Here is an 11,611-nt window from a genome sequence, read left to right on the forward strand (position 1 = left end):
ACCTTGTGAGTGTAACGATCAACGACAACCCGCCTGTAGTGTGTCGCACCACGGAGTCGCGTCGCGATCAACTCGGTAGGAGCATCGTCTGGCATTCCGGTTTGCCAAGACTTGCCAAATGGTGGGGAGAGCCGCCATGCCCTGGGATTCGTCACAACGAACCACTCAACGCGCCAAGCGCTATCGAATGGCTACCCACTAAGTATTCGGATTCAAACCCGTAACGCAAGGGAAAAAACGCTGCGACCACGCCTTGGAATTGGCCAAATGTGGGAAAGCGTAGGTCGGCGGAATCTGGAGACCAAGGGCGCGAATGCTGGCAGTGAGTACGCAGCCCGCCAGCACTCAATCCACGCCGTGGAAGTCCGAGATCAGCTTCCACGCTTCTTGCGGCGTCTCGGCGAACGAGATCAGGTCGAGGTGCTCATCGGCGATCACGCCTTCGTCGGCCAGCGTCTGAAAGTTGATAACCGACTCCCAATACTTGCGACCATACAGAATGATGGGGATCGCTTGCATGCGACCGGTTTGGCGCAGGCACAGGGTGTTGAACAGTTCGTCGAGCGTTCCATAACCACCGGGGAAAACCACCAACGCCGCTGCGCGGAGGATGAAGTGGAACTTCCGCATGGCGAAATAGTGAAACTGGAAGCACAGTTCCGGCGTGATGTAGGGGTTCGGCTCCTGCTCGTGCGGCAGCTCGATGTTGAGGCCCACGTTTTTGGCGCCCACCTCGAATGCGCCACGATTGGCGGCCTCCATAATGCCGGGCCCGCCGCCGGTGGTAACCACGAATTCGCACTTGCCGTTCATCTGGCAGCTGCTCGAAACCAGCTTGGCAAACTCCCGCGCGTGGTCGTAGTAAAAGCTCTTCGCCATCTGCGCTTCGGCACGCGCCAGGGAGCGTTGCAGGCGTTCGTCGTCGGGTGCTTCGGCCAGATCGACCTTGGCAGCCGCCACGCGCTCTTCGGCTTCCTCCTTGGGCACAATCTGCGTGCCGCCGAACACCACCACGGTCGATTCGATCTCGTGGTCCCGCAGCAGTTGCTCGGTCTTCTGCAACTCCAACTGCATTCGCACGGGGCGTTGCTCGGAACGCTTCAGGAAACCGACATCGTATTCAGCCAACTTGTAGCTGGGCGAGTTGAGGATCGCTTGCCGATTGCGCTCGACAACCTCCTCGAGGTCTTCGCGATGAGCATCCAGTGTGAATTCGTCGGGGGCGGGTTTGGACATTTTTTGCGGGGTGCGAGGTTGGATGGGGCGGAAAGCCGAGCAGCTACATCTCGTCGGCAGGTTCTTCCTATCTAACCTAGCGTATGCGATTCGCCCAGATCGGGCACTGTCACTTTCCACCCGCGATCTTTTGCTAGCGTTTTGGCCAGCGCGTCGGCCGCATCGGGCTCGCCGTGCGTCAAAAACACCTGTTTGGGTGGCTCTTTGATCGCAGAGAGCCACCGCAACAGGCCGCTACGATCGGCGTGACCGCTAAGACCGGGCACTTTCTCCACCGCCGCGTTCACGGGGACATCCATGCCGTGCATGCGGATTGTGGGGGCTCCTTCCTCCAGCGCCCGACCGCGCGTGCCCACGGCCATGTAGCCGCCCAACACGATGGTGCTTCGCTTATCGGGCAGGCGGCGCTTCAGGTGATGCAGAATCCGCCCAGCGGTCATCATGCCGCTGGACGAAATGATCACGGCTGGCCCTTCCACATGGTTCAGCGCCTTCGACTCGTCGACCGAACGACACAAGTGCACCGCCGGCCCACCAAGCACGGGCCGGTCGCCGCACAATTCGCCTTCGGACAGGTCGTGGTCCACGGAAAACTCGCGGTAGATGTCCGTGGCGTTGCAGGCCATGGGACTGTCGAGGTAGATCGGCAAGTCGGGAATCTTGCCTTCGCACTTCAGCACCTGCATCAAGTAGATGAGCTGCTGCGCTCGACCTACAGCGAACGAGGCCATGAGTATCACGCCGCCTCGTTTCACCGCGCGATTGAACACGTCGGCCAAGCCGTCGGAGAGGTCCTTATCGGGATGATCGCGGTTGCCGTAGGTGCTCTCGCACACCAGGATGTCGCATTCCGGCGGCGGCGCGGGGTCGTGATACAGCGGACCGTCGTAGCGACCGACGTCGCCCGAGAACAAGATCCGCAGCGCCGGATCGCGATCGCGAACCTCCACCTCAATCATGTTCGAACCGAGCAAGTGCCCTGCGTCGTGGAACCTGGCGTAGATCGGCCCGGTGATTTGATGCCACTTCTCACGCTCGACTTCGCGCAGCAGCTTCACTGCCGAAAGCACGTCGCGCCCTTCGTACAGCGGCAACGCCGGTTTGTGTTTCGAGAAGCCTTTCTTGTTGGCATACTTGGCGTCGTTCTCCTGGATCTTCGCCGAGTCGAGCATGATCAACTCTGCCAACTCCGCCGTAGCCGGCGTGCAGAACACTCGGTGGTTGTATCCCTCGCGAACGATCTTCGGCAGGTAACCCGTGTGATCGAGATGCGCGTGCGTGAGCATCACCGCGTCAAGCGACTTCACATCGAACGGCGTCGGCTCCCAATTCATCTGCCGCAGCTTCTTGAGCCCCTGAAACATCCCACAGTCCACCAGTACCTGAGAGCCATCGGCCTCCAACAGGTACTTCGAACCAGTAACCGTACGAGCCGCGCCGTGAAACGTGAGTTGAACCATGGAGAAGAAGTCGGGGGTCAGAATTCAGGGGTCAGAGAAGGTACGATGCGCCGAAAGGGCGAGTGTCGGGGGCTAATCAAGTTTGCCGAAGGGGAACCACATCGTAGCCCAAGGTAAGCGCCGGCGCCGGTTCTTGTAAAGTAATGGCGAGCCAAGCGCCCCCTAAGGAAACGGAGTAAGCGATCCGGCGGTCGAGAAGGTGATACTCCATCGGAGGGAGTGATGACGAACCCGCAATCGGGCCGACATCTAGGAATGGGAAATGGAAACAACATGTAGATTTGCTCACGCCGAAGTGCACCAATGGTACCACACGAAGACCGAGTCGAACGCCAAGACCAGTTCGACGTCGTTCCAATCGTCGCTTGCAACCCGCGATTCGCGCAGGTGCTCTTGGGCTGGTAAATCCAGAAAGGCGATCCGCTGGAGATGCAAGGCGACTTGCTGCCAACGATGCCACTTTGCGGGGAGCGCCCGGCGGGGTAAATCCGACTTCTCGCAAGCGGCTAAGAACGCTTCGAGGTCGGGGCAGCGTCGCGAGGCAGCAGAGACCGCTAGGCTCAGAGACTGCTCTGACTCCGGGACCTCGAATTCATCTTGGTCGCAGGTGATCCGTCGCATGAGAGGTTTCACCTCCATTGAAGGGCTGTGCAGCACGCCGCGGCTGGTTGCGGTCTCGGTCAGCCGCCGACGGATGGTGAACTGCATCCTCGACCGCAGCGGAGGATTGCATCCAAGTCACCCCGCCGTAAACGGCGGGGCTAAGTGTTGGTAACGGTAGTGTCCTCCAAGACTACGTTCGAGAGCTTACTGCCTACTCAATTCGCTCCACGTCCGCCCAGCTGCCGCTTTTGATCGACTGGTCGACCGCTTCGAGCACCGCGACCACTTGCGCGCCGTCGCGGAAGTCGGGCCTGCAGGGGCGGTCCAGCGCGATGTCCTCGAGCAAGTCATAAACCGCATGAACGAAACCGTGTTCGTAGCCCAGGATGTGTCCTGGGGGCCACCAGTTACCGACGTAGGGGTGGCAACCTTCGGTGGCCATGATCCTGCGGAAGCCCTGCACGTGCTCGCGGCAGCTCGTCTTGTAGAACTCCAACCAATTCATGTCCTCGAAGCACCAGGCCAAGGTGCCTTTGCTGCCGTTGATCTCGAAGCGGTTGAAGTTCTTTCGCCCCGGCGCGAGCCGCGTGGCTTCGAACGATCCAAACGCACCATTAGCGAACTTGGCAAGCCACATGCTAGCGTCGTCGACGGTCACCTCTTCGGTGCCTTCGCCGGCGGTGGCGGTGATTCCGCTGCTGGTCCCTTCGCCAGGACGCTCGGTGATGAACGTCTTCTGCTGGCCTACGACGCTCGCCAGATCGCCCACCAGAAAGTGCGCCAGGTCAATCGAGTGCGCACCGAGGTCGCCATGCGCGCCGCTGCCGGCGGACTCCTTCCGCAGCCGCCAGTTCATGGGGAACTCGGGATCGACCAACCAATCCTGCAGGTAGGTGAATCGGGCGTGGCGAACCTCGCCGATTTCGTCCGAGTCGATCATCTTTTTCGCCAGCGACACCGCAGGCACCCGGCGATAATTGAAGTTCACCATGTGCTTGACGCCGGCCGTGCGGACTTCGTGCAACATGCGGCGGGCTTCGTCCAGCGTGGGGGCCAGCGGCTTTTCGCAGAACACGTGCTTGCCAGCCTGCGCGGCGCCAATGGCCATCGCGGCGTGCGTGCTGCCAGGCGTGCCGATGTCGACCAGGTCGATGTCGTCCCGCTGAACCAGCTCCTGCCACAAGATTTCGAAGCTCTCCCAACCCCACCGCTTGGCGAACTCGGCCACCGCCTTCTCGTCGCGGCCACAGACGGCTTTCATTACCGGCTTGGCCGTGGTGTCGAAGAACTTGTCGACCGTCATGTAGGCGTTGGAGTGCGCCTTGCCCATGAATTTGTAGCCAATCAGTCCGACATTGATATCCGCTGCCATAAAAGGGGAACTCCAAGCTGTCGTGGGACAAGTTGCCGCCCGGTATTGCCGCGAGCGGTGGTAAAGTCATAATGCGAAGCCGTCGAGGTGCTTCGTCAACGTTGGATCGTTGAAGCAATAAGGATACCGGTACCGCTACACCGCTCGCAACCATGGCCCGTCTGAAGACCGTTCCGTTCGAACCTCCGGCGATCCCGTTGCCCGATCGCGTCGTCGCGCTCTTGGACGACGCAGACGAGCGGATCGACAACTTCCAGTTCGAGCACCGGGATACGCCGGTCGCCGCGTTCGTGCCGAGCGACTTTGTACTCGCGTATCAGTCGCTGGCCGCAATTGCATCACTGAACCTTGCGCCCGGCCGCCGATTCATGGAGTGGGGCTCCGGAGTGGGCGTGGTGACCTGTCTGGCGGCGATGCTCGGCTACGACGCGATTGGCATCGAAATCGAAGACGATCTTGTCGACGTGTCTCGCGAACTGGCCTCCGACCACGCAGTGGACGCCGAGTTCGTCGCAGGCAGCTTCGTGCCGCTCGACGAGGTGGACCTGTTCGACCTGACCGGCGACTTCAACTGGGTGCGAACCGACGCCGTGAGCGCCTACGACGAGCTGGACCTCGAGCCCGACGACTTTGACGTGGTGTACTGCTACCCCTGGCCCGGCGAAGAAGCCCTGAGCGAAGAACTATTCGCCCACTGCTGCGCAACCGGCTCGCTGCTGCTAAGCTACCATGGTCGCGACGGAATGCGCCTGCGACGAAGGATGTGATGCAGTGGGCGGTGGGCGACCAGTGGCCCGCAGTGCTACGATACTCGTACGTGCTTGCCTACTCGCCACTGACCATCACCCACCATGCCCTACCGCTCCCTGCGACAATGCACCGACGATCTTCAGCGCCACGGGCACTTGGTGCGCATCGACGCGCCGATCGACGCGAACCTCGAAGCGGCGGCCATTCATCGTCGGGTGTTCGCGGCCGGCGGGCCGGCTTTGCTCTTCACGAACGTGGTGGGCTGCAAGTTTCCCATGGTGAGCAACCTGTTCGGCACGTGGGAGCGCTGCCAGTTCCTGTTCCGCGACACGTACGCGGCCGTTGAACGGCTGGTGCAGCTCAAGATCGACCCGACCGCCGCGCTCCGTTCGCCGCTGAAGTACGCGAGCGCACCGCTCTCGGCAATGACCATGCTGCCGAAGCTCGTGGGCGATGGGCCGGTCATGGCACACGAGACGACCATTAGCAAGCTGCCGCAACTGGTCAGTTGGCCGCGCGACGGAGGGCCGTTCGTCACGTTGCCGCAGGTTTACACCGAAGACGTCCGCCAGCCCGGGCTCAAGAGGTCGAACCTGGGAATGTACCGCATTCAGCTCGCCGGGCGCGACTACAAGCCGGACGAAGAAATCGGGCTGCATTACCAGATCCATCGCTCGATTGGAGTGCACCAACGCGTGGCGATGGAAGCCGGCGAGCCGTTTCGCGTGAACATCTTTGTCGGTGGGCCGCCAGCGATGAGCCTTTCGGCCGTGATGCCGCTGCCCGAGGGGATGAGCGAGTTGACGTTCGCCGGCGCACTGTGTGGTCAGCGGATCCGCATGGTTCGCCGGCCCGACGGACTGCCTGTGCACGCCGACACCGACTTTGCAATCTGCGGCACCGTGGTCCCCGGCGGGCTCAAGCCCGAAGGTCCGTTCGGCGATCACTTGGGGTACTACTCGCTAGAGCATCCGTTTCCGGTGCTGAAGGTCGAGCACGTGTTTCATCGCAAGGACGCCATCTGGCCGTTCACGGTCGTGGGCCGCCCGCCGCAGGAAGACACGATGTTCGGCCGGCTGATTCACGAGCTGACCGGCCCGATCATTCCTACGGTGCTGCCCGGCATCAAGGCGGTGCACGCGGTCGACGAATCCGGCGTGCATCCGCTGCTGTTGGCGATCGGCAGCGAACGATACATGCCGTTCCGCGAAGCGGACCGCCCGCAGGAGTTGCTCACCCAAGCCTGCGCGATCCTCGGGCAGGGGCAGCTCTCGCTGGCCAAGTTCTTGTGGATCGCGGCCGAGCAGGATGACCCCACGCTCGACCTGCACGACATAGAGACGTTCTTCACGCACATGCTCGCCCGCGCCGATTGGAAGCGCGACTTGCATTTCCACACCGAGACGACCATCGACACCCTCGACTACTCCGGCAGCGACCTGAACGCCGGCTCGAAGCTGGTCGTCGCCGCTGTCGGCCCGCCACGGTTCGACCTCGTGACCGAAGTGCCCGGCGACCTGCGCTTGCCGGATGGATTCAGCAATCCGCGCATCGTGCTGCCAGGCGTGCTTGCGGTGACGGGACCCAAACTCCCCGCTCCGACATTCGAACCCGCGACTTCGCCATTCGATACCCAAGCCGAAGTGCGTAGGTTCTGCGAGAGCTACTCCGAGAGCGACGTGATCAATCGCTTCCGCATGGTGTTGGTGGTCGACGATGCAGACTTCGTGGCCGAGTCGCTGGGCAACTTCCTGTGGGCCGTGTTCACCAGGACCAACCCCGCGGCCGACATCGACGGAGTTGCGGCGTTCACGCACAACAAGCACTGGGGCTGCCGCGGAGCTTTAGTGCTCGACGCGCGGGTGAAACCGCACCACGCACCGGTGCTGGAAGAGGACCCCGAAGTCACCAAGCGAATTGAGGAACTTGCCGTGAGTGGTGGACCATTGCATGGTCTCTGGTAGCTTGGTCTGCTAGTTCAGTCCGCAGCCGGAGTCAAAGAACGCAACACTTCGCTCACGGGATGGTTCGAGAATAACTTCCTCCTTAACTTCCCTCTCCCCCTTGCGGGGAGAGGCTAGGAGAGGGGGTTAACAAAATATGCGGAAGTTATTCTCGAACCATCCCTCGGACTTTGCAGAGAGTATCGCGGACCGCGCGGCGGTTCGGCTATTACATTTGATATTTGTCTATGCTTGCTAACTCCCTCAATCTGACCGACGCCCAGTGGTGGGTGGTGATGGTGTTCATCGCGTTCCTGGGCGGCTGCGTAGGTAGCTTTCTGAACGTGGTGATGTACCGCCTGCCGCGCGGCGAGAGCATCGTATGGCCCGGCTCGCACTGCCCCAAGTGCCAGCACGCCATCCGCCCGTACCACAACCTACCCGTAGTGGGTTGGCTGATGCTCCGCGGAAAATGCTACGACTGCAAGGAGCCCATCTCGCCCAAATACCCCCTGGTCGAAGCCGCCACTGCCACCGCGTTCGTCCTGGTGGCGCTCGCGCTGGGGATGCGTTAGACTGGGCGCTCGCGCTTACCACTTTACTTTCAAACCTGATCCCAACTTCCTCCCATGATTAAAGCAGCCATTATTGGTACTGGTTTTATTGGTCCCGCGCACGTCGAGGCGATTCGTCGGCTTGGCTTTGTCGACGTGATTGCCGTCTCGGAGCGCAATCAGGAACTCGCCGAAGCCAAGGCGGCCGAGCTCTCCATCCCCAAGGCCTATGGCGACTACAACGAGCTGCTGGCCGATCCGCAAATTCAGGTGGTGCACAACTGCACGCCGAACCATCTGCACTTCGAGGTGAATAAGGCGATCATCGAAGCCTCGAAGCACGTGGTGAGCGAGAAGCCGCTGGCGATGAACAGCACCGAGTCGCGTGAGTTGGTGCGATTGGCCGACGAGGCGGGCGTGGTGAACGCGATTAACTTCAACTACCGCTTCATGCCGTTGGTGCAGCAGGCCAAACAGATGGTCGCCAAGGGCGACATCGGCCCGGTGCACACCATCCATGGCAGCTACCTGCAAGATTGGCTTTTGAAAGAGACCGACTGGAATTGGCGGCTCGTGCCCGAGCTGTCAGGCGACTCGCGGGCGATCGCCGACATCGGCAGCCACTGGTGCGACATCGTGCAGTTCGTCTCCGGCATGAAGATCAAGAGCGTGATGGCCGACCTGGTGACCATTCACCAGGAGCGCAAGAAGCCGACGGTCGAAATGGAAACCTACTCGGGCCGCGAACTGCAGCCGGGCGAGTACGAAGTGATGCCGATCGGCACCGAGGACTACGCCAGCGTGCTACTGGAGTTCGACAGCGGAGCCCATGGCGTAATGACTGTCAGTCAGTGCGCGGCCGGGCAGAAGAACCGCTTGAGTTTCGAGATCGACGGCGCCGACGCGGCGCTCAGTTGGGACCAGCAGCGGCCGAACGAACTATGGATCGGCCACCGCGACACGCCCAACGAGGTGATGCTGAAAGACGCCAGCCTGATGCACGACGAGGCCAAAGAGTACGCCCACTTCCCCGGCGGCCACAACGAAGCCTGGCCCGACGGCCCGAAGAACCTGTTCCGCAACGTCTACGGCCACCTCAATGGCACCCGCCCCGGCGGCGACTTCGCCACGTTCATCGACGGCCACAACGAAATCGCCATCTGCGAAGCAATGGTCAAGAGCAATCAAGAACGGAAGTGGGTGGACGTAGAGTATTGAACGACCGTGAGCCGACGGCGCTAGCCGCGGCTGAATAGGTGAATGGCACGGCTCACGATCCATTGGCTTGCCCTTCGCCATTCTTGTAGGCTGTGGGTGGGTGGCAATGTTGCCGGGGCGTGCCGCTCGAATTGCCGACCCCGAAGAATAGACGGAATTCACGATGCCCGTCCGCTACCAAATCACCCGTCTTACCAATCTCGCACCCGTGGAGTGCCCCTGTGGCCAGTCGCGGCGGGGGTTTGTCGACGATTCTGACCAGTTGGCGTCGATGCATTTGGTCGACATCTCGGCCGACTCCCAGACGCACTACCACAAGCAGACCACCGAGGTGTACTACGTCCTCGAAGGCTCAGGCCAGATGGAACTCGACGGCGAACGCTTCGATATCTCCACAGGCGACTCGGTGCTCATCAAGCCGGGCTGCCGGCACCGGGCGATCCCGGCCGAGGGCGGGGTCTTGCGCGTTTTGAATTGCGCGACTCCAGCGTTCGATCCCGGGGATGAGTTTCTGGATTAGGCCGGGTCAAATAGGTGGAACTGGCGTTCCCTCTCCCAGTCCCTCACCCGCGACGGGGAGAGGGAACTCTATTGCTAGCACTCATTGCTGTGGGCTGCGTGCTGCGGTTCTGCTAACGTCCCCGTCGGACCGACGAGGCGTAGCTCGTCGGCTATTGGCATCGCGACAATTCAGCCATGAGCTCGCAAGAAATGCTTACCGTTCTCATTCCGTGCAAAGACGAACGTCACAACATCCTCGACTGCATCGACTCGGTGCGCGACATCGCCGACGAGATCCTGGTGGCCGATAGTGGGTCCACCGACGGAACGCTCGAGCTGGTGAAAGACCTGCCTGGCGTGCGGGTGATCGAGCGCGAGTACGTGAACAGCGCCGACTTCAAGAACTGGGCCATCCCTCAAGCCACGCACGAGTGGGTGCTGGTGCTCGATGCCGACGAGCGGGTGACTTCCGACGTGGCGATGAGCGCCCGCAAAGTGATTGCCGAGCCGAACGACTGCGAGGCCTTCGCCGTGCGGCGTGACACTTACATGCTGGGGCATCGCCTTCGCTACTCGGGCGCGCAGAGCGCCACTTGCACGCGACTGTTCCGCAGCCATTTGCGTTACCAGCCGCGCCGCGTGCATGCCGACATTGAAGTGGCAGCCGAGAAGGTCGGTACGCTCGACGGCAAACTCGAACACCACACGTGCCAGTGCTTGAACCGCTTCCTGCAGACACAGAACCGCTATTCCACCTGGGCAGCGCTCGACGCGCTCGACTCCGGAAAGCGGGCCGGATTCTGGAGCCTCGCGTTGCGACCTCCGCTGAAGTTCCTGCAATTCTACTTTCTGCGTCTGGGCTTCTTGGACCGCACGCCCGGGCTTCTGTGGTGTGGCGTCGTGGCCTACTACAACCTGATGAAGTACGCCAAGCTGTGGGAGCTTTCGCACAGCCGCACCAAACAGGCCCAGCACATCGAATCAGCCGACGACAACCTGCCCGAGCCCGTGCAATCGCGGCAAGCAGCTTAGCGGAATCTCGCCTATGAGCGCGCGACGCACCAAATGGCATCATCACCTGCTGGGCACCGTGGACGAGCGTCGGCGGTGGCGCGACATCGTGCTGCGGCGGCTGGGACTCGCCCGCTCGAATGTGCCGATGGAACTAGTCCGCCGCCGCGACTGGCAACAGCCCAACGTGGTCCGCGCCCTGGCGGCCGACATCCTGCTGTCGCAAGGCACGCTGAGCTTTGTACAGGTGGGAGCCTTCGACGGAACCAGCGAAGACGACCTGACCCGCCTGCTGCCGATGGGCCAAGTGCACGGAGTGCTGGTCGAACCTCAGCCCGAGCCCTTTGCGGAACTCGAATCTCGGTTCGCCGACGAACATCGTCTGCACCTGGTGAACGCGGCGATTGCCGCCGAGCGCGGCGAACGCGAGATGTTCCGCCCGCGCTGGGGAGCTTCGCGGCTGGCCTCGTTCGACCGCGAGAACCTGCTACGTCACGGCGTGGCCGCCGCGGACATCGAGTGCCATCGCGTGCCCTGCCTGCCGCTCGACCTGTTGCTACGCGAAACGGGCTTGTCGCAGCTCGACGTGCTGCAGATCGACGCCGAGGGGCACGATCTGGCGGTGCTCGCCACGCTAGACCTCGACCGCTGGAAACCAAGCATCGTCCGCCTGGAATACCTGCACACAGAGCCACGCGAACTCGACCGCTGCATCGCCCAGCTGGCGGAGCAGGGCTACCAGTTCCTGGTGCAAAATCGTGATCTGGTGGCTGTTCAAGCAAATTCGACCTCTCGGCAAGCCGCATGAAGTGCCTTGTTTTGGGACAAGACCACTCCTTCGCGAGTCATCGGAGCCCGTTTTTTCGGGTATTTCTGAGAGTTTTCCACGGGGCCGCTCCTACAGGATTCCGTGCAAGAAAAATCGGCAAAACTATTGTGTAAAACAGATAGTCTGGTAAAGTA

Annotated in this window: 11 protein-coding genes; 7 read left to right on the forward strand and 4 right to left on the reverse strand. The window is 61.6% G+C overall.

Features of this window, described 5'->3' with window-relative positions:
* Nucleotides 1–345: 345 nt before the first annotated feature.
* The 4 genes from ACQK2L_RS03060 to ACQK2L_RS03075 all read right to left on the reverse strand — a co-directional run bounded on the left by ACQK2L_RS03060 (nucleotide 346) and on the right by ACQK2L_RS03075 (nucleotide 4,671).
* Nucleotides 346–1,236, reverse strand: a complete 891-nt coding sequence (locus ACQK2L_RS03060; protein ID WP_425395459.1) for a TIGR00730 family Rossman fold protein — start codon at nucleotides 1,234–1,236, stop codon at nucleotides 346–348.
* A gap of 71 nt (nucleotides 1,237–1,307) precedes the next feature.
* Nucleotides 1,308–2,696 (reverse strand): MBL fold metallo-hydrolase RNA specificity domain-containing protein, encoded by a 1,389-nt coding sequence (locus tag ACQK2L_RS03065; RefSeq protein ID WP_425395460.1) that lies wholly within the window; start codon nucleotides 2,694–2,696, stop codon nucleotides 1,308–1,310.
* A gap of 285 nt (nucleotides 2,697–2,981) precedes the next feature.
* Entirely contained in the window at nucleotides 2,982–3,404 is a 423-nt protein-coding gene (locus tag ACQK2L_RS03070) for a hypothetical protein (protein ID WP_425395461.1), read from the reverse strand.
* A gap of 106 nt (nucleotides 3,405–3,510) precedes the next feature.
* A complete protein-coding gene (locus ACQK2L_RS03075) occupies nucleotides 3,511–4,671 on the reverse strand; it encodes a Gfo/Idh/MocA family protein (RefSeq protein WP_425395462.1) in 1,161 nt (386 codons plus the stop codon).
* A gap of 152 nt (nucleotides 4,672–4,823) precedes the next feature.
* Here ACQK2L_RS03075 and ACQK2L_RS03080 point away from each other — a divergent pair, with 152 nt between their 5' ends.
* The 7 genes from ACQK2L_RS03080 to ACQK2L_RS03110 all read left to right on the forward strand — a co-directional run bounded on the left by ACQK2L_RS03080 (nucleotide 4,824) and on the right by ACQK2L_RS03110 (nucleotide 11,456).
* Nucleotides 4,824–5,438 carry a class I SAM-dependent methyltransferase gene (locus tag ACQK2L_RS03080; RefSeq protein ID WP_425395463.1) on the forward strand — a complete coding sequence of 205 codons (615 nt, stop codon included), beginning with the start codon at nucleotides 4,824–4,826 and terminating at the stop codon, nucleotides 5,436–5,438.
* A gap of 84 nt (nucleotides 5,439–5,522) precedes the next feature.
* The gene (locus ACQK2L_RS03085; protein WP_425395464.1) at nucleotides 5,523–7,385 is read left to right on the forward strand and encodes a UbiD family decarboxylase; all 1,863 of its coding nucleotides are present in this window, start codon (nucleotides 5,523–5,525) and stop codon (nucleotides 7,383–7,385) included.
* Between the two features lie 227 nt (nucleotides 7,386–7,612).
* Entirely contained in the window at nucleotides 7,613–7,939 is a 327-nt protein-coding gene (locus ACQK2L_RS03090) for a prepilin peptidase (RefSeq protein WP_425395465.1), read from the forward strand.
* 54 nt (nucleotides 7,940–7,993) lie between these two features.
* On the forward strand, nucleotides 7,994–9,136 hold the full coding sequence (locus ACQK2L_RS03095) for a Gfo/Idh/MocA family protein (protein WP_425395466.1): 1,143 nt from the start codon (nucleotides 7,994–7,996) through the stop codon (nucleotides 9,134–9,136).
* 163 nt (nucleotides 9,137–9,299) lie between these two features.
* Nucleotides 9,300–9,656, forward strand: a complete 357-nt coding sequence (locus ACQK2L_RS03100) for a cupin domain-containing protein (protein WP_425395467.1) — start codon at nucleotides 9,300–9,302, stop codon at nucleotides 9,654–9,656.
* 176 nt (nucleotides 9,657–9,832) lie between these two features.
* Nucleotides 9,833–10,669 carry a glycosyltransferase family 2 protein gene (locus tag ACQK2L_RS03105; protein ID WP_425395468.1) on the forward strand — a complete coding sequence of 279 codons (837 nt, stop codon included), beginning with the start codon at nucleotides 9,833–9,835 and terminating at the stop codon, nucleotides 10,667–10,669.
* A gap of 13 nt (nucleotides 10,670–10,682) precedes the next feature.
* Entirely contained in the window at nucleotides 10,683–11,456 is a 774-nt protein-coding gene (locus ACQK2L_RS03110) for an FkbM family methyltransferase (protein ID WP_425395469.1), read from the forward strand.
* Nucleotides 11,457–11,611 lie beyond the last annotated feature (155 nt).

Source organism: Aeoliella sp. (assembly GCF_965227375.1).
GTDB lineage: Bacteria > Planctomycetota > Planctomycetia > Pirellulales > Lacipirellulaceae > Aeoliella.